Annotated in this window: 23 protein-coding genes; 17 read left to right on the top strand and 6 right to left on the bottom strand. The window is 51.5% G+C overall.

Annotated features, from left to right (window positions below; all coding sequences use genetic code 11):
* Positions 1-4: 4 nt before the first annotated feature.
* Positions 5-508, bottom strand: a complete 504-nt coding sequence (locus CFI03_RS19365; protein ID WP_248758739.1) for a Crp/Fnr family transcriptional regulator — start codon at positions 506-508, stop codon at positions 5-7.
* A 150-nt stretch (positions 509-658) separates the two neighbouring features.
* Here CFI03_RS19365 and CFI03_RS31145 point away from each other — a divergent pair, with 150 nt between their 5' ends.
* Positions 659-1,783: a nucleotidyltransferase family protein gene (locus CFI03_RS31145; RefSeq protein WP_349292485.1), complete on the top strand. Its 1,125-nt coding sequence runs from the start codon at positions 659-661 to the stop codon at positions 1,781-1,783.
* 114 nt (positions 1,784-1,897) lie between these two features.
* Here CFI03_RS31145 and CFI03_RS19380 read toward each other — a convergent pair whose 3' ends face one another.
* Positions 1,898-2,347, bottom strand: a complete 450-nt coding sequence (locus tag CFI03_RS19380; RefSeq protein ID WP_248758744.1) for a MarR family winged helix-turn-helix transcriptional regulator — start codon at positions 2,345-2,347, stop codon at positions 1,898-1,900.
* A 122-nt stretch (positions 2,348-2,469) separates the two neighbouring features.
* On the opposite strand from CFI03_RS19380, the gene CFI03_RS19385 reads away from it, so the two are divergent.
* The 9 genes from CFI03_RS19385 (at position 2,470) to CFI03_RS19425 (ending at position 14,140) form a co-directional block, all read left to right on the top strand.
* Positions 2,470-3,828, top strand: coding sequence for a UDP-glucose dehydrogenase family protein (locus CFI03_RS19385; protein ID WP_248758746.1), 1,359 nt, complete (start codon positions 2,470-2,472; stop codon positions 3,826-3,828).
* Positions 3,825-4,862: a GDP-mannose 4,6-dehydratase gene (locus CFI03_RS19390; RefSeq protein ID WP_248758747.1), complete on the top strand. Its 1,038-nt coding sequence runs from the start codon at positions 3,825-3,827 to the stop codon at positions 4,860-4,862. The genes CFI03_RS19385 and CFI03_RS19390 overlap by 4 nt, the downstream gene beginning before the upstream one ends.
* Positions 4,855-5,562 carry a glycosyltransferase family 2 protein gene (locus CFI03_RS19395; RefSeq protein WP_248758749.1) on the top strand — a complete coding sequence of 236 codons (708 nt, stop codon included), beginning with the start codon at positions 4,855-4,857 and terminating at the stop codon, positions 5,560-5,562. The genes CFI03_RS19390 and CFI03_RS19395 overlap by 8 nt, the downstream gene beginning before the upstream one ends.
* Before the next feature lie 44 nt (positions 5,563-5,606).
* Positions 5,607-5,888, top strand: coding sequence for a lipid-A-disaccharide synthase N-terminal domain-containing protein (locus CFI03_RS19400; RefSeq protein WP_164775392.1), 282 nt, complete (start codon positions 5,607-5,609; stop codon positions 5,886-5,888).
* A 351-nt stretch (positions 5,889-6,239) separates the two neighbouring features.
* The gene (locus tag CFI03_RS19405) at positions 6,240-10,334 is read left to right on the top strand and encodes a galactose-binding domain-containing protein (protein ID WP_248758750.1); all 4,095 of its coding nucleotides are present in this window, start codon (positions 6,240-6,242) and stop codon (positions 10,332-10,334) included.
* 157 nt (positions 10,335-10,491) lie between these two features.
* Positions 10,492-11,718 carry a sensor histidine kinase gene (locus CFI03_RS19410; protein WP_248758752.1) on the top strand — a complete coding sequence of 409 codons (1,227 nt, stop codon included), beginning with the start codon at positions 10,492-10,494 and terminating at the stop codon, positions 11,716-11,718.
* Positions 11,715-12,377, top strand: a complete 663-nt coding sequence (locus CFI03_RS19415; protein WP_248758753.1) for a response regulator — start codon at positions 11,715-11,717, stop codon at positions 12,375-12,377. The genes CFI03_RS19410 and CFI03_RS19415 overlap by 4 nt, the downstream gene beginning before the upstream one ends.
* A gap of 162 nt (positions 12,378-12,539) precedes the next feature.
* Positions 12,540-13,655: a peptide-methionine (S)-S-oxide reductase MsrA gene (msrA, locus tag CFI03_RS19420; RefSeq protein WP_248758755.1), complete on the top strand. Its 1,116-nt coding sequence runs from the start codon at positions 12,540-12,542 to the stop codon at positions 13,653-13,655.
* Positions 13,656-13,684: 29 nt separating this feature from the next.
* Entirely contained in the window at positions 13,685-14,140 is a 456-nt protein-coding gene (locus tag CFI03_RS19425) for a DinB family protein (RefSeq protein ID WP_248758756.1), read from the top strand.
* A 59-nt stretch (positions 14,141-14,199) separates the two neighbouring features.
* Here the strand turns inward: CFI03_RS19425 and CFI03_RS19430 are convergent, their stop codons facing one another.
* From CFI03_RS19430 to CFI03_RS19440, 3 genes are all read right to left on the bottom strand, one after another.
* Positions 14,200-14,355, bottom strand: coding sequence for a hypothetical protein (locus tag CFI03_RS19430; protein WP_248758758.1), 156 nt, complete (start codon positions 14,353-14,355; stop codon positions 14,200-14,202).
* 134 nt (positions 14,356-14,489) lie between these two features.
* Positions 14,490-14,894: a VOC family protein gene (locus tag CFI03_RS19435; RefSeq protein ID WP_248758763.1), complete on the bottom strand. Its 405-nt coding sequence runs from the start codon at positions 14,892-14,894 to the stop codon at positions 14,490-14,492.
* Positions 14,895-14,970: 76 nt separating this feature from the next.
* Positions 14,971-16,257, bottom strand: coding sequence for a galactokinase (locus tag CFI03_RS19440; RefSeq protein WP_248758764.1), 1,287 nt, complete (start codon positions 16,255-16,257; stop codon positions 14,971-14,973).
* Between the two features lie 260 nt (positions 16,258-16,517).
* On the opposite strand from CFI03_RS19440, the gene CFI03_RS19445 reads away from it, so the two are divergent.
* Genes CFI03_RS19445 through CFI03_RS19460 form a run of 4 tightly spaced genes read left to right on the top strand, consistent with a single transcriptional unit; the run spans position 16,518 to position 19,315 of the window.
* Positions 16,518-16,847 (top strand): PadR family transcriptional regulator, encoded by a 330-nt coding sequence (locus CFI03_RS19445; RefSeq protein WP_127492710.1) that lies wholly within the window; start codon positions 16,518-16,520, stop codon positions 16,845-16,847.
* A gap of 13 nt (positions 16,848-16,860) precedes the next feature.
* Entirely contained in the window at positions 16,861-17,730 is an 870-nt protein-coding gene (locus tag CFI03_RS19450) for a pentapeptide repeat-containing protein (protein WP_248758767.1), read from the top strand.
* 55 nt (positions 17,731-17,785) lie between these two features.
* Complete coding sequence (locus CFI03_RS19455; RefSeq protein WP_248758768.1) at positions 17,786-18,547, top strand: ABC transporter ATP-binding protein; 762 nt, start codon at positions 17,786-17,788, stop codon at positions 18,545-18,547.
* The gene (locus CFI03_RS19460; protein ID WP_127492716.1) at positions 18,548-19,315 is read left to right on the top strand and encodes an ABC transporter permease; all 768 of its coding nucleotides are present in this window, start codon (positions 18,548-18,550) and stop codon (positions 19,313-19,315) included.
* 76 nt (positions 19,316-19,391) lie between these two features.
* Here CFI03_RS19460 and CFI03_RS19465 read toward each other — a convergent pair whose 3' ends face one another.
* A complete protein-coding gene (locus CFI03_RS19465; protein ID WP_248758769.1) occupies positions 19,392-20,744 on the bottom strand; it encodes an MATE family efflux transporter in 1,353 nt (450 codons plus the stop codon).
* A gap of 133 nt (positions 20,745-20,877) precedes the next feature.
* On the opposite strand from CFI03_RS19465, the gene CFI03_RS19470 reads away from it, so the two are divergent.
* The 3 genes from CFI03_RS19470 (at position 20,878) to CFI03_RS19480 (ending at position 22,681) form a co-directional block, all read left to right on the top strand.
* The gene (locus CFI03_RS19470) at positions 20,878-21,570 is read left to right on the top strand and encodes a TetR/AcrR family transcriptional regulator (RefSeq protein WP_248758770.1); all 693 of its coding nucleotides are present in this window, start codon (positions 20,878-20,880) and stop codon (positions 21,568-21,570) included.
* A gap of 156 nt (positions 21,571-21,726) precedes the next feature.
* Positions 21,727-21,993: an autorepressor SdpR family transcription factor gene (locus tag CFI03_RS19475; protein ID WP_015847019.1), complete on the top strand. Its 267-nt coding sequence runs from the start codon at positions 21,727-21,729 to the stop codon at positions 21,991-21,993.
* Positions 21,994-22,000: 7 nt separating this feature from the next.
* Positions 22,001-22,681, top strand: a complete 681-nt coding sequence (locus CFI03_RS19480) for an SdpI family protein (protein WP_248758772.1) — start codon at positions 22,001-22,003, stop codon at positions 22,679-22,681.
* Positions 22,682-22,686 lie beyond the last annotated feature (5 nt).

Raw genomic sequence — 22,686 nt, forward strand, 5'->3', positions numbered from 1 at the left:
CCGATCAGCTTTCCTTCTTGGCCCGCAGCAATCGGTTGATCGTCTCCCGGCGGAGACCGATAAACTGTCCGATCTCGTCCTGGGTCAGGACATCGGTCAGCTTCTCCGGAGAAATGTACTGATCGAACCAAGCTTCAAGCTTTCGCAGCTTGTCCGCAGGCGCAATCGCGGTCAACTGATCGATCCGCTGCTGCATCATGCGAAGCTTATCCTGCAGCTGCAGCCCGATTGAACGATACCGGTCGGGATGCTGCTCCAGCTCCTCATACCAGGCGGCTGCGGGAAGAATATCCACTTCGCTTGTGACGATTGCGATAGCGGTGCCGAAGTAAGGGTTCGGACTTATGAGAGAATGATGCGGGATGATTTCGTCCGGCACGATAATATTGACGAGAATCTGCGAGCCGTCGGGGTGAACGCGTACAATTTTGAGCAGTCCGCTGCGCAGATGGAAGAGAGGTCCCGACTGGCCCTGCAGAAATAACGTTTCGCCTTTATGCAAAATCATAAGCGGTAAAGCCTCCATATGAACAAGCGAAGCCTGAAGCCGGGCTTCGCTTTTTTCATTTCATTATACGACAGTTTGAATTTTCATGTTGCATTGCCTTCCAGTTCTTGTATCCTAATAGGAGAACTTGCGTTCGATAGGAGGGATGGCTTGCGACAGTTGGAGAATGAACAGGACATCATAGATCTCGTGCTTGAAGACGAATGGATGATGAAGGTGCTGCATACGGCGGGATCGTTGAGCTTGCCGGACTGGTGGGTATGCGCGGGCTTCGTAAGGTCGAAGGTATGGGATTATTTGCATGGTCATACGGAGCGGTTCGCGCTGCCGGATGTGGATCTGATTTACTATGATCCTTCCCAAACGGATGAAGCGGAAGAAAAAGCGCTCGAGCAGAAGCTGAGAGACGTCATGCCGGATGTGCCTTGGTCGGTGAAAAACGAAGCGAGAATGCATCTGGTGAACGATATTGAGCCGTACACATCTTCCGTTGATGCCATGTCCAAGTTTCCGGAGACGGTTACCGCTCTTGGTCTGACCTTGGACGGGCAAAACGGCGTCGCGCTGTCGGCACCTCACGGAATCCGGGATTTGCTGGGCTTCGTTGTCCGGCCTACGCCGCATTTTAAGCAGTCGCCAGCGCTTATGGCGATCTATGAGAAGCGTCTTCTACAGAAGAATTGGAAGAGCAGATGGAATAAGATAGAAGCTGCGCTCACTCAGGTTTACATGGTTCGGCATGCGCACTCCGTCTATAAGGCAGACGAAGAGTTGTACCGGCCGTTATCTCCTCAGGGAGAGGAAGCGGCAAGAACAGTCGCCGATCTTCTGGCGGACGAACGGATTTCGGCGATTATCTCCAGTCCGTACAAACGGGCGCTTCAAACGGTCGAGCCGTTAGCGTTGCGTAGAGGTCTTACTATTCAAGTGGAGGAAGACTTTCGGGAACGGTTATTGGCGGACCGGCCGCAGGATGATTTTCATTATGCCATCCGGAAGGTATGGGAAGAGGAAGCCTTCTCCTGGCCGGGTGGCGAATCCAATCTTGCCGCACAGCATAGAGGGGTACAGGCTCTACAGAGCGTACTCCGTCGTTATCAGGGAGATACAATCGCTATCGGGACTCACGGCAACCTTATGGCCTTAATGATTAAGGCCTTTAAGCCGGAATACGGCTTTGCATTCTGGCAGCAGCTGAGCATGCCGGATATTTATAAGCTTAGCTTTAATGGCCTTGCGCTCACGCATATCGAGCGGGTTTGGGATGTAACCTAAAGGCATTAACAACACGGAAAATTCCTCTTGCAGAAATTCACCATGTAAATCAAAGTCATACTCTATGAAAAATCTTAATAATATGTAACTAAGAGAGGGATATCCCTCTCTTTTTCAATCTTTTTCGTTAAAGTAGTTGTAAGCTTTCGTTAATAAGTCGGAGAGCAGCAACGTTTGCTCCTCGCCCAGGTGCTCGACCAGGCCGCTGAGATGCTGGTTCAGCTGCTCGTCCGCTTCCTTCGCAATCTGCTCTCCTTTTGGAGTGAGCTCAATTCCCACGGAACGCCTGTCATCCGGATCTACGGTACGTTCGACAAGCCCGTCGGCAATCAGTTTCTTGAGAAGCTGGGTGACGGTGGGGGTAGTGACAAGCAGCTTGCTGCTGATTTCGGATACTCTGATTTTAGGATTATCGACATCGGTATTCATCATGATGCAGAACAAAATGCGAAGCTCGCTCTTGTTAAGACCGTTAACCGATCTTTGTCTCCACTCGGCTTTCGCAAAACGGGTAAATGATTCCCTCAAACGTTGGATGGTCTCCTGATGGTTGTCTTTGTTCATACCTACTCCCAATTCCTAAGTTGTTAATTGTTTATACTTGAAATATATCATACTTCTCATTATTATGATTATAGTTAAGTTGGTAAACTAATTATTTAACGCCAAAATAATGGGGTGGAACGATGGTTAACGTAGGAGTGATGGGTACGGGTTACGTTGGGCTTGTCCATGGTGCTGTACTATCCAGTTATGGTTTCCGGGTTACCTGCATGGACGTAGACGAACAGAAAATCGAGCGTCTGAACCAGGGCATTTCTCCAATCTACGAGCCAGGGCTCGAAGAGCTGCTCCAAAGCGGCCTTCGCGCCGGTAATCTCGTCTTTACGGCAAGCGCGCAGCAAGTCGTTCAGACAAGCGACGTACTGTTCATTGCGGTGGGAACGCCCGCCAAGGAAGACGGCAGCGCGGACCTATCGTATGTCTGGGATGTGGTGCAGCAGATCGGCAAACATATCAACGGTCATAAAGTGATTGTCAGCAAATCAACGATGCCCGTTGGAACAAGCAGAAGCATTGCCATGTATCTTGACGGTATGCTCAGAGGCACCCCGTACCGGGCTCACGTCGCTTCTAATCCGGAATTCCTGAGACAAGGCAAGGCCGTCAGCGATTCGTTGTCTCCATCCCGGGTTGTGATCGGCGCGGAGAGCGACGAGGCGGTGCAAATGCTGAAGAAGGTTTACGCTACTCATCTTGAGCAGGATGTCCCGTTTCTATTCACGAACCGGGAAACTGCCGAGATGATTAAATACGCGTCAAACTCCTTTCTGGCGGTCAAAATTTCTTTTATTAACGAATTGGCATTATTATCCGAAAAGGTTGGCGCGAAAATTCAGGACATTGCGACGGGCATGGGCATGGATGACAGAATTTCGCCGCATTTCCTGCAGGCAGGCCCCGGTTATGGAGGCAGCTGCTTCCCGAAAGATACGCAGGCAATCGTGGATGTCGGCAGGAAGAACGGCGAGGAGCTGTACGTCGTGCGTGCGGCCATAGCAGCCAATGAAAAGCAGAAGGCGAAGATGGTGAGCAAGATCGAAGAGGCGTTATCCTTTGACGGGACCTTGAAAGGAAGAACCGTTGCGGTATGGGGGCTTACCTTCAAGCCGGATACGGATGACATCCGTTATTCCCCCAGCTACGAGATTATTCAGGGACTGCTCGTCAGAGGAGCTACCGTTAAGGTCTATTGCCCGCAAGGGATGAAGCAGGCGAAGCTTTATTGGACGGATTTGAACGGCCGCATCCAATATTGCGGCAGCGAGGCGGAATGCTCGCAGCAGGCGGACGCGATCGTGCTGATGACCGAATGGGAGCAGTTCCGCGCTGCCAATTGGGAGAAAATCGCCCGCGGCATGCGAGGGAACGCGTTTTTTGATATGCGGAATATGTTTGCGGGGGACGCTTCCGTCCTTCAATGGTTCAAATACTACCCGGTGGGCGCAAGCGAGCACGGGTATCCATTGCGGGAGGCACAATGAAGACGTATTGCGTAACCGGAGGAGCGGGTTTTATCGGCTCCCATCTTTGCGAGCAGCTGCTGGCTCAAGGCCATCGTGTCGTCAATATCGATAATTTCAATGACGTCTACGACTATAAAACCAAAATCAGGAATATCCTGAATAGTACAAGGTCGGATTTTCCTTTCACCTATTCGGGGGATAAGGATGGCGATTTGGCCAAGCTTCAGGCGGTTGTCGAATCGGATGGTTACCGGCTGGTTGTGGCGGATATCCGCAGCATGGACGAGCTTGAAGCCGTATTTGCCAGCGAGAGAATCGACGCCGTTATTCACCTGGCGGCAATGGCCGGCGTTCGGCCGTCGATTGAGGATCCGCTTTTGTACGAGGATGTGAATGTGAAGGGAACTCTTCATATCCTGGAGGTGATGCGTAAGCATGGCGTGCGCAAATGGCTTTGCGCCTCTTCTTCGTCGGTGTACGGGAATAACAGGAAGGTGCCATTTTCCGAGGAAGATGTCGTGGATTACAGTATTTCGCCTTATGCGGCGACCAAGAAAGCCTGCGAGGTACTGGGACATACGTATCATCATCTTCACCATATCGATACGATTATGCTGCGCTTCTTCACGGTTTACGGAGAGCGGCAGCGGCCTGACCTTGCCATTCACAAATTCGCGGGGATGCTGGACAAGGACGAAGAGCTGACGATGTACGGCGATGGCTCCTCGAGGCGGGACTACACGTATATCGGCGATATAATCGCGGGTATTCTTGGCGCCTTGTCGTATGTGGAACGGATGGAAAATATCTATGAGGTTGTGAATCTGGGCACGAACCGAACCATCACGCTCCGGGATTTGATTACCAGCTTGGAACAGGAGTTTGGCAAAAGAGCCCTTATTCGTACATTGCCCAACCAGCCGGGAGATGTGGAGCAGACCTATGCCGACGTATCCAAGGCGAATCAGCTGTTCGGCTACAACCCGCAGACCGATTTTGCTGAAGGAATGCACAAGTTTGTTACATGGTACAGGGGGAATAGACATGGTTAAGTTATCGGTCGTTGCGCCAATCTATAACGAAGAAGAAAATATTAAGCTGCTGCACGAGGCGATTACGAATGCGGTTAAAGATAAAGTAGAGAGCTACGAAATCGTCCTCGTCAATGACGGCAGCAAGGATCGCAGCGCGATGCTGCTCGATGAGCTGGCGGAGCAGGATTCCAACGTGAGAGTGATTCATTTCGAGAAAAACTGCGGTCAGACCGCTGCGATCTACGCTGGCCTCAAAGGCTCGGCCGGCGAGCTGGTTGCGCTGATCGACGCGGATCTGCAGACGGACCCGCGGGATATTTTCAAGCTGATGCCTTATATACCGAATATGGATTTCGTGAACGGCAAGCGCGTGCGGCGCAGAGACACCGTCGTGAAGAAGGTATCCTCCAGAGTTGGCAACGGCGTCCGCAACTGGCTGACCGGCGATCAGATCTACGATACGGGCTGCCCGATGAAGCTGATGAAGCGCGAGGTGGCGGACAGCTATTATTTGTACGAGGGCCAGCATCGTTTTCTCCCGACTCTGGCGAAGATTAACGGCTTTAAGGTTGTCGAGGTAGCCGTATCCCATCAGGAAAGACAGCATGGCGTATCCAAATACGGCGTATTTAACAGAGCCTTCGTGGGGCTTATGGACGCGATCGTTATTGGCTGGCTCCGCAAACGGGTCATTCGCTATCAGATCAAAGGCCATTAATTATGTGGTGGCATTCGATTATAGGCAATGTGTCGGCCGGCAACATGGGATGGATAATTTTTGGCTTTATCGGGCAGATCATGTTTACGATGCGGTTCATTACCCAATGGCTGGCGAGCGAAAAAGCGAAAAAAACCGTCATTCCGCTATCCTTCTGGGTCTACAGCATCCTGGGCAGCGCGGTCTTATCTATTTATGCGATATACCGCAAGGATCCTGTCTTTCTGCTGGGCCAATTGCCCAGCGTTTTTATCTATTTCCGCAACATAATGCTAAACCGCAAGTCCGAAGTGCAGGCCGCGAACAGCAATTCGGTGGATATGTAGTAAAAGCTTTGAATGGAGAAGCACTTAAGGCCCTTTGGGGACCTTGAGTGCTTTTTTATTGGCGGCATGGAGCAGGTTAAAGTCCCTGAGGGATCTTAACCTGCTCCGGAAAGCGAGATAGGACATCACCTTTATTGATTGGACAAGCCCAAGATATCTTGGCATGAATCGCTAAATATTGGCATGTTCTTCCTATCGCTTGCGGCATTATACTAATCGGTGCATGGCGATGAAAGCGTTGCCAGTAATCGTTGATTGAGGAAGGAGGACTGAAGGGGGCAAATCACGCGATTGGCTAGAGCTCAAGTACGGCCATGAACAACTATTGCGAATTAGGGAGGAAATAGACGAATGTATACGGTTTATCGGGAAAGGGCGACGAGAAAGCTGCTGGTCTTGACGCTATGCGCGGTCATGCTGGTCTCGCTTGTATCGTCCGTATTTATCCGTGAAGTACATGCGGCGGGCTCATATTTATTATCCCAAAATAAAACGGCATACGCCTCTTCCGTGGAAGGAGGCAACGCGGCGAATCTTGCGGTGGACGGTTCAACCGGCACGCGCTGGGGAAGCCAGTGGGGCGTGGATCCGCAATGGCTTTATGTCGATCTTGGCGCAAACGCCACGATTGACCGCGTGAAAATCCAATGGGAAGGCGCTTATGCGAAAGCTTATAAAATCCAGGTATCCAGCGATGAATCGACCTGGAACGACGTTTACTCCACAACAACGGGAGACGGCGGCACCGATGACCTTGCGTTAACGGGAACCGGCCGCTACGTACGGGTATTAGGCACGCAGCGTGCCCTTGCGGCTTACGGTTATTCCATTCTGGAATTCGAAGTATACGGGACTGGCGGCTCTACGGCTCCGCCGGTGGATTACGGCCCTAACGTAGCGCTGAACAAACCGGTAACGGTATCATCGACTGAAAATTCCGCCTATTTGCCTCCGGGCTCGACCGCCGCGTCCAATGCGGTGGACGGCAATGCGGCTACGCGCTGGTCGTCCAACGCAACCGACAATGAATGGATCTATGTCGATCTGGGCTCCGCCCATCAGATCGGCCGGGTGGTCCTGAACTGGGAAGCGGCAGCCGGACGGGCATACGACGTTCAAGTATCGAATAACGGCACGCAATGGACAACCGTCTATCGCGAGCTTCACTTTGCGGGAGGCAAACAGGAAATCCCGCTATATACGAACGGGCGTTACGTTCGGATGAACGGGATCGGCCGCGCGACAAGCTTCGGCTATTCTCTTCTCGAATTCGAGGTTTACGATTATATCGCCGGCCAGCCGCAGCCGACGTATTCGATTCCGGCGCTGCCAACGCCAACAGCCGTGCAATCGGGCTCCGGCAGCTATCTGACGGGCGATATTCGTATGCCGCAGCCGAAATATCCGGCTAACAAGACGTCGAACATCTCGACTCCAATCCCGTCGAATGACTGGTGGCAGTCGATTCTGATCAAGCCATACGGCGATTATCTCGTAACGCTGCCGCTCAAGTCGAAGTACTTCCAGCAAGGGCTTGGCATCCTCAATCCGGGAGCGGGCTGGCTGTCCTCGGACGGCAGAGCGGTAAATGCCGACGGCAATCCCGATCTGTACGTCATGTCAAACAGCATTAACACGTCCAAGCTGCAAACGCGCGTGACGGGTTACGGCGACTGGTCGGTAGACGCGGTTGTAAGCGACGATGCCACGGACAAAATGAAATCGACCTTCGTCAAAGGCTCGCCTTACGTATACAATACCTTTGCCGATCCAAGCTCGGTTGAGATTTATTCCTCGCTGATTACGCAGCTTTTCGACGACAACGGCAACTCCGTCCTGACGACCGAAGGAGCTACGCTGACAGCCGACCATATCGGCGTGAAGCTGGTGAACACGGACGGCAGCGGCGCATCTTATACGCGTTACTATGGAATTTTCGCGCCGGCGGGAACGGTATTCAAGAAGGTTGGGGCTAAGGTCAAAATCCAGCTCGGCAGCGGAGGCAATTATCTGTCGGTTGCCGCTTTGCCGTCCGCTTCAAACTTGAACTACTACTACCAGCATGCTTATGCCTTCGTAACGGACACGAAAGTGAATTACAGCTATAACGAATCGACTTCGCAGGTTACAACGGATTACACGCTGACAACGGCTTTGAAGCGCACCGGGTTCTCGAATCAAGCGCTGACAACGCTTCTGCCGCATCAATGGAAGGTGTCCTCGACACCGCTTACCGCGCTGACTTATCCTTCGGTCCGCGGTACGTTGAAAGTGCGCGAAGGCAATACCTTTACGACGGTCGACCGCTTCTACGGCATCGTGCCACAGTTCACGGAGCCTACGGATTCGGCTTACGACAAATCGCTCATGGTCTCTTACCTGAAGGCTCTGGACGAAGAAACAACCAGTAACCTGATGGCTGCCGACGCTTATTGGCAAGGCAAGAAGCTCCATCCGCTTGCCATGGGCGTTCTTGCGGCTAATGAGCTTGGCGAGACGGCTTACCGGGATAAATTCCTGTCGCGGATCAAGACGATCCTGACGGACTGGTATACGTACACGAACGGCGAACCGGACTATTTCTTGTACTATAACTCCGATTGGGGGACAACGTACTACAAGTCCAGCGAGTTCGGCGCGAATAACGGCATTACCGATCATCACTTCACGTACGGTTACTACGTATTTGCATCTGCCGTGCTTGCGACCTTCGACAATGATTTCAAGACGCAATACGGTCCGATGATCGATCATCTCGTCCGCGATTACGCGAACCCTTCGCGCACGGATGCCATGTTCCCGTTCTTCCGCAGCTTTGACCCTTATGAAGGCCATTCATGGGCAGGCGGTTACGCGGATAACGACAACGGCAACAACCAGGAAGCGGCAGGCGAATCGCTCTTCGGATGGGTTGGCCAATACATGTGGGCATTGACCAATGGCGATACGGCTTTCCGCAACGCCGCGATTTACGGCTTTACGACGGAGCTTAACGCGGTGATGCAATATTGGTTCAACTATGACGGCGACAACTGGCTTCCGCAATATACGCACAAAACGGTCGGACAAGTGTACGGAGCATCCAACTTCTTCGGCACCTTCTTCAACGGAGATCCGGTATACGTGTACGGGATCCATTGGCTCCCGACATCGGAATATTTGACAAGCTACAGCCTTGTTCCGGGCAAAGCGGCCGGACTGTACAGCGGTTTCGTAGCCGATAACGGCGGTCCGGAGACGGATTGGTATCATATCGTGTGGCCGATTCAGGCGTTAAGCGATCCGCAGGCGGTCATTAACAAATGGAGCGCAACCAACATGCAGAAGAACGAAATCTTTAACACGTATTGGTTCGTTCACAACATGCAGACGCTTGGCACGCGTACGAAGGAGGTCTGGGCAACGGGCTGGACAAGCGCTACGGTGTACAAGAAAGGCAATGCGTACACCGCTCAAATCTGGAACCCGACGGCAAGCCCCGTGACGGTAACGTTTAAAAATGCTGCCGGCACAACGGGAACGGCGGTTGTAGCCGCGAAATCCCTTGTATCGGTGAACCCGATGGTGAACACCAATTCCGGCGATAGCTGGCCTCCGGTTGGCAGCGGCGGAGACAACGGCGGCGGTGATAACGGCAATGGCGGCAACAATGGCACGGATACCAACGTAGCGCTGAACAAAACGGTAACGGTATCGTCGACCGAGGCTCCTTTTGCCGGATCGAATGCCGTCGATGGCAACGCGCAGACCCGTTGGGCATCCATTGCGGGTGCCGATCCTCAGACCTTAACGATTGACCTCGGCTCCTCGCAGCAGCTCAGCCGCGTGAAGCTGAACTGGGAGACGGCATACGGCAAGTCGTATAAGGTTCAAGTATCGGCTGACGGTAACAGCTGGTCCGATATTTATGCAACAACAACCGGTGACGGCGGCATTGACGATTTCAACGCAACCGGAACCGGACGTTACGTCCGGATTAACATGACGGAGCGCGGTACGATCTATGGTTATTCGCTGTATGAGGTTGAGGTTTACGGCCATGCCGCAGCAGCCTCGAATTCCACGCTGCTGTCCGTAGGCAAGACGGCAACCGCTTCATCCTACCAGGATCCGTTTGTCCCGGCTTCGGCCGTGGACAATGATCCAGGCACGCGCTGGGGTTCGGTGACCGGCACTGATCCGCAGTGGATTACGGTTGATCTTGGCGCAAGCCGCACGGTAACCAACATCAAGCTGAAATGGGAGACCGCTTATGCCAAGTCGTTTAAGCTGCAAATCTCGGCTGACGGCAACAGCTGGACGGATCTGTACAGCACGACGACGGGGACGGGCGCCGACCTTGACCAGAATGTAAACGGCAATGGCCGTTACGTGCGCATGCTGGGAACGGAGCGCGGCACGCAGTGGGGCTATTCGCTTTGGAGCTTTGACGTATACGGCTATTAAGAATGATCAGGAGGAGACTGTCCCACCCGGGACAGTCTCTTTGCCGTGTTACGGCGCTAAGCTGATATAAGAAGTTTGATAAAACCTTTCCACTGTTCTATGATTTGAGAATACTTGCCGATGCGGCTCTCGCGGAGGAGAAGGAGGAGCAAAAGTAATGGTACAAGACGTGGACCTATTTGGGCAAACCCCACGTTTTTGGAAGTGGTTTTTTGGCGTAAAGCTTGTATTTGATCTTGTCATATCGGGTATTTTTTATTTTGAACATTCCATCGCGCTTTTTTGGAGACTTAGCTTTATCGTCTTTTCAACGGCGGTATTTCTGCTGGTCTACCTGTCTTACTCCAATACGAACAAAAATCCCAACTGGCTGATTTATCTTCTTATTCTCGATTTCTTGGTATCAGCCTCTTACGGATACATCTTTATTGCCGGGAATTTCCCGAATCATCTGTTTATCGGAATAACCGCTTTAGCCATTCTGATGTTTATCCGGAGCACCCGCGTTCTTATAGCCGCGGGCTTCGTGCTGCTGCTGCTCTACGTGGCCACGATGGGCAGCATCGACTGGTATTTATATAAACGCCTGGATGCGGACAGTTATTTCATCACTTGTTCCTTTATCGTGTTTGCATGCATTGTAAAAGCGCTCATCCATTTCTACCAGCGTGCCCGCAGGGAAGCGCTGGAGCTTTACGCACAGCTGCAGCAATCGCACGAGCAGCTGGAGGATTACGCTAGCAAGGCCGAAGAATGGGCGGCTTCGCGGGAGAGAGTGAGAATTGCGCGGGAGATTCACGATACGGTTGGCCATAAGCTGACGGCAGCGCTTGTCCAGATGCAGGCGGCACGCAAGTTAAGCCAGGTTGACCCATCTCGCAGCGACCAAGCTTACTTGGACAGCGAAGGGTTAATCCGGTCCTCTCTGCAGGAGGTTCGCCTCTCCGTCAGGGCTATTCGGGATGAGCCTATCCAGTCGACCTCCTTGAACGAAAGTCTGGAAAGACTTTCTCGGGAATTTACGAAATTCGCAAATGTGTCCACGAGCTTCCAATCTAACGGGACACCCGTTGCATTGCCAAGCAATCTCCAATTGACGGCTTACCGAATCGTGCAGGAATCCCTGACGAACGCGCAGAAGCATGGACATGCGAGTCATGCCGAAATTTTATTATCTTATTCCGAGAGCGGTTTTGCGCTTGCCATCCGCAACGATGGAGAAATGCCCGGTGAATTAAAGCCCGGCTTTGGATTAATCAATTTGCAGGAACGCGTGAAGGAGTGGAACGGTCAGGTGCGGTTTCAATTAGACCCTGCGTCAGGCTTCGCCGTGGAGGCTCGTTTTCCTTATCCTTCGACAGATATGGAGCGTGGTTATAGATGAAGGTCCTTGTTGTGGACGATCAACGGATTATGAGAGAAGGGCTGGCAACCATTATCGGCCTCGAACCCGGCATGGAAGTCGTCGGAACGGCGATGGACGGTCAGGATGCTTATGCTAAAGTGTCGGAATGGCGGCCGGATGTGGTGCTGATGGATATTCGAATGCCGGGAATGGACGGAATCGAAGGCTCCGCGTTAATACGCAAGCATTTTCCCGAGACGAAGGTGCTGATCTTGACGACCTTCGACGATTCGGAATTAATTATCAAAGTTCTTGAGAATGGCGTTCATGGTTATCTGTTGAAGGACATGCCTTCCGAGGCGATCATCGGGGCCATCCGAACCGTCTACAATGGCGGTACCGTGCTGCAACACGATATTACGTCCATGCTAATCAAAGAGTTTGTCAAAATAACCGAATTGAACCCGGAGAAGTCTCATCCTCTGGGTGCGCAAGAGCCAGCGGAATTGAAGCAGCTGACGGAGCGCGAGAAAGAGGTGCTGGCTTTACTCGGGCAAGGCTTGAATAATAAAGAAATCGCGGGCTCGCTTTTTCTGACGGAGGGAACGGTAAAAAATCACGTATCCAATGTGATCGCAAAGCTTGGGCTGCGCGACCGGACGCAAGCTGCTATTTATGCGGTTCGTCATCTTTCATAACAACCCTGAGGCATGACTTTTGGCACGGGGCATGAAAATATTCATGCTTCTGCTGTCCGAAGTGATGCCTTTTCTCTTGCCAGATCATGACTTTCCACAGATTTATGGACAACGGCCTCTTGCTAAAATGGGTTTACAAGTTGAAGAGGAGGTGCGTTGGCAATGAAGCCGATGAAGTATGTGATTCCGATTGCCGTACTTGCTGTCGCGGTGTTTTTCTTTAAAGGTTCTTTTAGCAAAGCAGAGGCTCAGGATATTCAGAAAACGATCGTTGAAAACGCGAATACGACTTATGAGAAGGCGATATTTTCCGGGGGCTGCTTCTGGGACATGGAGGAGGAGGTTTTCCAAAAGCTTGAGGGCGTGACGGGCGTGGATTCCGGCTATACGGGCGGACATACGGATAAACCCACATATGGAGAAGTCAGCTTGGGAACAACGGGACATCTTGAATCGGTTGAGGTGTATTATAACCCCAATATCATCTCGTATGACGAGCTGCTCCAAGTGTTCTGGCGAAACGTTGATCCAACGGACTCGACGGGTCAATTCGAAAATCGGGGGAACGAGTATCAATCGGCTATCTTTTACATGAATGAGGAGCAGAGGCTGGCTGCTGAGGCATCCGAAAAGGAAGTGGAGGCTTCCAAACGGTTCGATAAACCGATCGTAACGAGAATCGAGGCGGCAGCGGCCTTTTACAAAGCCGAGCCCGAGCATCAGGACTATTACGCGAACCATCCGTACTTGTTCAAGATGAATACTCTTTTTTCCACTCGCGATTCATCGCTGGATCAGGTCTGGGGCAAAGACCGCGAAGTGAAAATAAGCCCAAAGCAAACCTACGCGAAAGAGTTCGACAAAGCGGAAAAGCTGAAGACGTTAACGGAGCTTCAATACGCAGTAACGCAAAACGGCCAGGATGAGCCTCCGTTCGATAATCCCTATTGGAATAACACGGACGAAGGCATCTATGTCGATATCGTATCGGGTGAACCGTTATTTAGTTCCAAGGATCAATTCGATGCCGGTACGGGCTGGGCAAGCTTTACGAAGCCGCTGGAGCCCAATAATATCGTGCTGCATGAAACCGGCGGATTATATTCCGCGGTTGAAGTGAAAAGCCGCGCCGCGGATTCCTTTCTGGGCCATGTGTTCAAAGACGGGCCGGCGCCAACAGGGCTCCGATTCTGCACAAACTCCGCATCGCTGGAATTCATTCCGAAGTCCGAGTTGGAGCAAAAAGGCTACGGGGAATATGCCTCCCTGTTTAAATAAAAAACAACCTTAATGGAGGATCGATTAAGATGAGAAAAGAATATGTGTTTCATGTGTTTGATAAGCATCTCGAGCAATTGATTGAGGTATTCGGACAATGTCCGCCGGAGAAACGGGATGTCATTCCTGAAGGCTTCAAAAATCATATTCATTGGCATCTCGGGCATGTGCTTGCGGTAACGCAATTCCACGTGTTTGGTCTAGCGGAGGAAACCCCGATCTTCCCTGGAAGCTACGATAATCTTTTCGCTTACGGCACGAAGCCTGCGGATTGGGACGAACAGCCGCCGCAGTGGGAGGTGCTGTACGCACAGCTGAAGGAGCTCCGCAGAGCGATGCATGAGACGTTCGAAAACCGGCTTGACGAATCGGTTCCGGAGAACTTCCTGAAAGCCGAAAATATCGGCGAGCTCATTATCGCGACCTCCTTGCATATGTTTTACCACCAAGGCGTCGTTTACGGCATGCTTAATGCGCTGAAATAATAAAGACAAAACAAAAACCGCCTATCATTGGGCGGTTTTTGTTCGTATCAAGCCGTCATTTAAAACATCGGTATAAGGTATCTCGCAAGGAAATACAGTACCCCGAAAGTAATGATTACATAAGCAAGGTATTTGATAAAGGTTGCTGCCACACGGCTCGGGTCATGCCTTTTCTCGATATGGCGTTCTTCATAATCATGTTGTTGAACGGACATTCGAATCACCGCCTCAATTTTTTGTAACTTCTATTATGTGTTTACCCTAGGCGGCAGGGAATCAAACAAGTGATGAAGTTAACAGGTCCTGCAAAACCACGATGAATACGGAGATTCTGGCCGGCAACTATCCTTCACCCTCTGCCGCTGAACCGTTTGATCGCTTCCTCGGTTACCGGGGCGAAGAGGTTAATCAGGTTGCCGTCGGGATCGCGGAACAGCGCGGCACGGTTGCCCCACGGCATCGTGGTTGGTTCCGTTACCCATTGGCCGACGAACGGCTTCAGGCGCTCGTATTCGGCATCAACGTCGTCGACGCGAAGCTCGATAATGACCGAGCGATTATTGGCGGCTACCGCGGAACCGGCTCCGAACAGCTGCACCGTCTGCGAGTGTCCGATCGCCAGCGTAAAAGGCGGCACAACGAATTCCGCGAAGACGGGCGCGGGACGTTCGGCCGAAACGCCCATGACTCTTTCATAAAACTCGACTAGACGATCCAAGTCGTCGGTAATGATGCGTATGGAAGCAAAATTCATGTTTGATCATCCTTTCTGATTTCGAGTATAAAAAAACGCTACTGACAACTGTATGTCAGTAGCGTTTTTTTCTTAATTACAAGAACGTATTCAAGCAGACAGCTCCGATTTCGCGCACGCGGATCTTGAATAGCTCCGTGCCCGTCGTGCGTGCGATAAGTTCGCGGTATTCGTCTACCGCCGCATGCGGCAGAACGGCTAGAATAACGCCTGCGAAGCCGCCGCCGTGCACACGGCAGGCACCGTCGCCCAACTGCTCGATGAAACGCTCGGTAATGGCGAGCGTAATCGCGATGCCTTGCTCGCGGGACACCGATTCCTGGTAAATGTTCTGCAGCCATTTCCAAGAGGAATTACCCGAGGCGGTAATATGCTTCAGCACGTTTTGCCACTCGCCTGACTTAATGGCCTCTACTTGCTTCCCGACACGGTCGTTTTCATCCAGGAAATGCAGCGCCCGCAGCACCGCCCGATCCCCGGCGGTTTCACGGAGCTCAGCCAGACGTCCGTAGATCATCTCTGCCGTCAAATCGCGGCATACCTCTACGCCGAAGGCTTGCGCCACCGCCCGCATTTCGTTCGGAATGGAAGCATAGTCCTTCGTCAGGTCGGCGTGGTTGCCTCCGGTGCCGACGATGACAAGACTGTAGCCTGCTGCTTCAAAGGTACCCGGAATACGCTCGATCCGAGGCTGTGCCGGCTCTTTGAAGTCGATGGTAATCATACCGCCGTACGAGCAGGCCATCTGGTCAAGCATCCCCGACGGTTTGTTCCAATACAGATTTTCGGCATGCTTGCCGATCCGCGACATCATAACCGCGTCCAGCTCCCCGTTGTTATACAGCGTGCTTAGAATCTGGCAGATCAGAACCTCGAAAGAGGCGGAGGAGCTGAGTCCCGACGCCGGTAGAACGTTACTGCTGACGCTGGCATTAAACCCGCCGATTCGGTACCCGTGCTGCCGGAAACCGTGTGCGATCCCGCGGATCAGAGCAGCGGTGCCGCCTTCGCCTTCCTGCGGTTCCAGATCATCCAGATGGATAACGGAAATGCCCGGATAACCTTCTGATATAACGGAAATGAACCCGGTATCCACGGCTGCCGCTGCCGCGATCGTATCTAACTGAATACTAGCCGCCAGCACCTTTCCATGGTTATGGTCCGTATGATTGCCGCCTATCTCTGTACGGCCCGGCGCACTGAAATACTTCAAGGACTCCGTGTTGCCGAATTGCGTGCCGTATCCTTCCATGCATTTCCGGTATCTGTCGATCTGCTGCTCCCGTTCTTCGCTGCCGTACATCTGCTCCAGCAGCTGCTGGGCCTGGGCCGAATGAAAAAGCTGTTCGAATTGTTCGTTCATCTTGAAAGTTCCTCCTGGTCCTTACGGTTTGAATAGAAGCTATCATGTCCATTGTATCGGATTGCAGCGTTTACAGAAAGGCGGAACATGGACGCGAAGGATTAAAACGCCAACAGCTAAATAACGCCTCCTGAATCCGCGCGCTTACGCGGTTTTTTGTTAGGCATGTGCCCGATTATTAATGACAAAGTATTTTGCTTATAAAAGTACCTTGACAGTCACAGTAGTATGCCTTATTATGCAGATATGGAGGTGATTACATGAGCGAGAACAAAATCACATCCGACCTGCTGAGAGGACATACGGATACGATGGTTTTAAGGCTCTTGTCCGAAGCCGACCGTTACGGTTACGAGATTGTGAAGCTGATTGCCGAACGTTCGGAAGGCGAGTATGAACTAAAGGAAGCCACCATGTACTCGAGTTTCCGAAGGCTGGAGGCCGACGGCGACATCGAGTGGTACTGGGGCGATGAATCGCAGGGCGGACGTCGCAAATATTTTAGAATTACCGAAAAGGGTAAGGAGACTTACACCCGCAACAAAAGCAATTGGGAGTATGCGAAACGCGTGTTAGAAAACCTATTATAAGGAGAGATTTGACATGACAAATCCGAAATTGAACGATTATCTGAACAGCGTGTTTACCCCATACGACGGGGTGAAAAGCGTTACCGAACTGAAGGCCGACCTGCTTTCCGATTTGCAAGAGCGCTACAACGAGCTCAAAGCGGAGGGCAAGGACGACGAAACGGCGTTTAAGACGACAATCGAGAGCATTGGCGACATCGAGCAAACGATTCTGGAGGTCGCCAACCTCTCCCGCTCGCTGGAGCGTCAAGTGATCACCAACTTTAACGGCAGCAGCCTGGCGGACAGCGACTTTGCCGGCGTTAAAGCACATAAGGGACAATTCAAAGGCAGCGCGCTGCAAGGCTCCGATTTCTCCGGCGCCGATCTGACCGGCAGCTCGTTCAAGAGCAGCGACGTACGCCAAGCGAATTTTGACGGAGCGAACCTGACGGACTGCAGCTTCATCGCGCTGGATCTGACGAATGCCAGCTTCAACAAGTCGACCCTTGTGCGCACCAACTTCAGTAAATCGGGGCTGGATGGAGTCAAATTTACGGGGGCGAAGCTGACCGACGTTACGTTAACGCTGACGGATCTTAGAAAAACGAAATTCGAAGGCTGTTTATTTGACGGGGTTGATTTCAAATACTCCGATCTGACAAAGCAATGCTTTGACGGACAGACGTTTATCGGCGTCAAGTTTGAAAAAGCGGCTTTAACCGAAGCTTCGTTCAAAGGCGCTACGTTTAAAAACGTCTCGTTCCAGCCTGGTTTTACGTTGACGAAGAAGTACTATCGCATGATCAAAACCGTCAACTTCGACGGCGCAACCATGGATAAATTAACCTTCGCGGCCCTCAAAGGCATGGATGCCGATTTGTCGAAAGTGACCGTTGTGTAAACAGGCGATTGATCAAGCAAGAATGGCTTCACATCCATTTTTAGGAGGTTACCCCATGCAAACCAAGTCTATTCAAGTAAAAGGTCTGCGGAAATCCTACAAGCAGCTCGAAGTATTGAAGGGTGTGGATTTCGAGGTAGAGCAGGGCAGCATCTTCGCTCTTCTCGGATCTAACGGGGCAGGGAAGACAACGGTAGTGAAAATACTCACCACGCTGCTCGCAGCGGACGGAGGAACCGCAGTCATTAACGGATTTGATGTCTCGTCGCAGCAGGATGAGGTGCGTCAGTCGATCAGCTTGACCGGACAGTTCGCCGCCGTGGATGAAATCCTGACCGGCCGCGAGAACTTGATTATGATCGCGAAGCTGCGATATCTCAAAAATCCGCGCCAGGTCGCGGAAGACATGTTGAAGCGTTTCGGATTAACGGATGCTGCGGACCGCCGGGCATCGACTTACTCCGGAGGGATGCGCCGCCGGCTCGACATCGCGCTTAGTCTTGTGGGCAAACCAAAGATCATTTTTCTGGATGAGCCAACGACGGGACTTGATCCTGAAGCCCGAATCGAGGTATGGAAGGTCGTCAAGGAGCTGGCGGACAGCGGAACGACAGTCCTGCTGACTACGCAGTATTTGGAGGAGGCGGAGCAGCTGGCCGACCGGATTGCCATTCTTCACGAAGGCCGGATTATTGCGAACGGCACGCTATCGGATTTGAAAAAGCTTTATCCTGCGACAAAGGTAGAGTATATCGAGAAACAACCGTCGTTAGAGGAAATCTTCCTCTCGATTATCGGCAAAAAGGAGGCTATGTAAATGGAAACGGCAAAGAAGCATTTTTTCATCGACATTAGCGTTATGCTTGGGCGTTCCATGCGCCACATTTTCCGCAGTATGGATACAATCATTACGGTGACCATTACGCCAATCGCCATGATGCTGCTGTTCGTGTACGTATTTGGCGGCGCTATAAAAACCGGAACGGATAACTACGTGAATTACCTGCTTCCAGGCATCCTCTTGATGGCGATTGCCAGCGGTATAGCCTACACGGCATTCCGGTTGTTCACCGATGTCCAGAAGGGGATATTCCAGCGGTTTCACACGATGCCGATTTCGCGTTCCGCCTTGCTCTGGGGGCATGTCTTAACTTCGCTTGTATCCAATGCTATCTCGGTGGCTGTCATCATTCTAGTCGCGTTAATCATGGGCTTTCGCTCTTCCGCGGGAGTGCTGCCATGGCTTGCCGTAGCCGGTATCCTCGCTCTGTTTACGCTAGCTTTGACTTGGGTCGCGGCGATAGCCGGATTGTCGGCAAAAACGGTTGACGGTGCCAGCGCCTTTTCCTATCCTCTCATCTTCCTGCCCTTTATCAGTTCGGCATTTGTGCCAACCGAATCGATGCCAACCGTCGTTCGCGTGTTTGCCGAAAACCAGCCAGTGACCTCCATCGTAGAATCCATCCGTGCTTTGCTTGCAGGCCAGCCTTTACACAACGACATCTGGATCGCTCTTGCCTGGTGTGTCGGAATTATGCTCGTAGCTTATGTTTTCGCAATGAGGGTGTACAAAAAGAAGGTGTAACCGTCTATACAAAAAAGCAAAAAGGCAGGATGGGGTGAAGCACCCTGATCCTGCCTTTTATTCTTTTTTAAATAGCTTATTGGACTAAGCTTTCCAAGTCCGGCTGCAATTTATTCCGCAGAATGTACAGTATGATCGCTCCGACGAGGAACGCGACGGTATCCGCAATGACAAGCGACCAGACGACTCCGTGGAAGCCGTTCATTTGATTGGCGATATAGAGAACGGGAATCAACGTAACTCCTTGAATGATGGACATAATAAATGCGGCGGTTCCTTGCGCTGTTGCTTGAAAGATCCCCGTGAACAACGTGGTCATTCCGGTGATGAACAAGGATAAGAAGGTTACATGCAAAATGTAACTGCCCATTTCGATCAATTGCGGATCGTTCGTAAACAAACCAATCAAGTGGTCGGAAATCAGATAGACGATAATGCCGAAGACGACGGCTAACGATACGATCATCTTGATCGTAAATCCGATCGTTTCCTTCATGCGCGATTTATTCGCCGTGAAGGTAAAAGCGATAAGCGGCACGACGCCTTCGCATAAGCCCATCAGAATAAACTCGGGAAACTGCAATAAACGGGATGAAATGCCGTAAGCCGCTACGGACTGATCTCCGTACTCGACCAGATAGTGGTTAAAGATAAGCGACATGGCGCCCAGAAAAATACTCATAATAAAAACGGGAACCCCGATTTTGAATACATTGCCCGTAATCTCTTTGGTAGCCTTGAACCATTTCATGGAGATCGTCAGGAATTGGCTCTTTTTCCCCATATGGAAAGCAAAAAACACACACGCGACCAAGTTTGAAACGACTGTGGCAGACGCAACGCCGATCACGTCCCAATGGAATACGAAGACGGCCAAAGCATCGAGAATAATATTGACGACAACGCTTAGAATCATACCGGTCATCGACGTGATAGCCGCGCCCTCCGAGCGTACGATGTTCTCCAGCGTGAAGAATAAGACAACGATTGGCGAACCGATAAGCATAATTGTGACATAGTCCTTTGTGAATCCGAAGGATTCGGGCGTTGCCCCAAGGCCATGGACGATGGGATCGATTAACGGGAGGCCAACCGCAATCACGATAAGACCAAGCACCAAACTGCTGTAGAACGCGAAGGAAGAGACATGCTTGACATCATCATATCGTTTCTCTCCCATCAAACGGGAGATGAAGGTGCCGCTGCCCATGCCGATCAAGTTGCCCAGCGCCATTATAATCGCGAATAAGGGCAAGGTTAACGCGAGCGCGGTTAACATGGCGGTATCGTTAAGCGTACCGAGGAAATAGGCATTCAAGATGGAGTAAATGACGCTCATCGACGTGCCCAGCATCATCGGTAGGGCGAAGTGAGCTACGGCTTTGGCGACCGGAGCTTTTTCAAAGTAATGGAGGTTTTGCGCATCCATCCGGATCACTTCTTTCTTATGTTTTGTGTTTATCTAACGGTGTTAGATTGAACCTTACAGTGTTAGATGATATCATGAACGTATTAACCTGTAAAGAACAAACTTACACTGTTAGATAAAAGGACGGATACGGATGAATAAGAAGCAGAAGCAGCCTCAGATTTCGGAGGATAAGATACTGGATGCCTCATGGGAGCTTTTGGGGGAGGATGGGATCGAGAAGTTTAGCATGAGGCGGTTGGCCGACCGGCTTGGCATTCAGGCCCCTTCTCTGTACTGGTACTTCAAGAGCAAGCAGAATCTTTATCAGCGTCTGGCCAACCAGGTGTCGAAAATGATTTTGGAGGAGTACCGCTCCGAAGGGGACTGGAAGGAGCAGCTTGCAGGCCTTGCGGTAACGGTACGGATTGTGCTCCGCCGTTACCCTTGTTCGACGCAGCTTATGATGATGACGCTTCCCCACGAGCCGGACATCATCCGGTTCACCAACCGCATGCTGCTCTGCGTGGAATCAACGCCGCTTGACCAAGAGCAGAAATTACAGGCTATTCTTACGGTTATGAACTATGTTTTCTACTTCGTTCTGGACGATTACGAGCATCAGCGCAATGTCTCCGCTATTCTTAAGGAGCAGGGAGAGATGCCAAGCGGGGAGATGCTTCATCTTCTGGACTCGATGAGCGAGGCGGATGCGGGACTGTTCCGGAGGATGTTCAAAACCGGACTGTTCGAGCTGATGGGGACGGACGGAGCGTTTGAGTTCGGATTGAAGCTGATTCTGTCGGGAATTGAGCAGGTGATTAAAGAACAGGAGACGGCGCATTAGAGAGGACGGATGGACAGCCTGCCGCTGCGGCAGGCTGTCTTTCGATTGACTCCATGTAGATTTTCTTGAAAAGGGGCGTATGCCTGCTTGCTTTTATTCGATATTTAGAATATTATCTAAATATCGAATAGTTACTTCGGGAGGAGTGAGTAAATCTTGAATGATGCTTTCAAGGCGTTGTCCGATCCGACAAGGCGGCAGATTCTTCAAATGCTGAGGGAACAGGATCTGTCCGCCGGACAAATCGCCGACCATTTTAATATTTCCAAGCCAAGCATTTCCCATCATTTGAATTTGCTGAAGCAAGCCAAGCTGGTGACCGAAGAACGACAGGGACAAAACCGGGTATACTCGCTGAACATGACCGTTGTGCAGGAAGCAATGGGCTGGTTCCTCGGCATACTCGGAACGAAAGGGGACTGAACGTATAATGAACGACACAACGAATCAGACCATACGCTGGGGCAAGCAGGACTGGATTTTGCTCATCGTAAATGCCGTTATTTTCGGTATCGTGTTTTTTGTATTCAACCATCAGCTGCCGGATGTCGTTGGCAGTCACTACAATGTCAAGGGCGAGCAGGACGGCACAATGGCCAAATCCAGCATGTGGCTCTTGTACGCGGGTGTCGGCATCGTGCTTCCAGTGTTTCTATCTGTAGTACGAAATGTCGATCCTCGCCGTCAGAACTATGCCCGGTTCAGCGAGTACTACATGCTGATGCGGTGGACGATCAGCCTGTTTATCCACGGGGTATTCGTGCTGATGATGCTGCAAAATCTCGATTACGATCTACCTTTCGTCAATATCGTGTTTGGCGGCCTCGGCATTATGTGGATGATCATCGGCAACCGAATGGGACAGCTTCGCAGCAATTTCTTTATGGGAATCCGGACGCCGTGGACGATCACGGATGAGAATAACTGGCGCAGCACGCATCGGCTGGGCGGAAGGTTATGGTTTATTGCGGGGATCCTGATGCTACTCGGAGCATGCCTGCTATCGGCCAAGTGGCTCATTGCGGTTCTAATCGTCAGCATGATACTAAGCGTCGTTATCCCGTATCTGTACTCTTATCTGTTGTATGCGGGAGCGAAAAAGAAATCGTAAATAAG

This window comes from Paenibacillus sp. ATY16 (assembly GCF_003399985.2).
GTDB lineage: Bacteria > Bacillota > Bacilli > Paenibacillales > Paenibacillaceae > Pristimantibacillus > Pristimantibacillus glycanilyticus.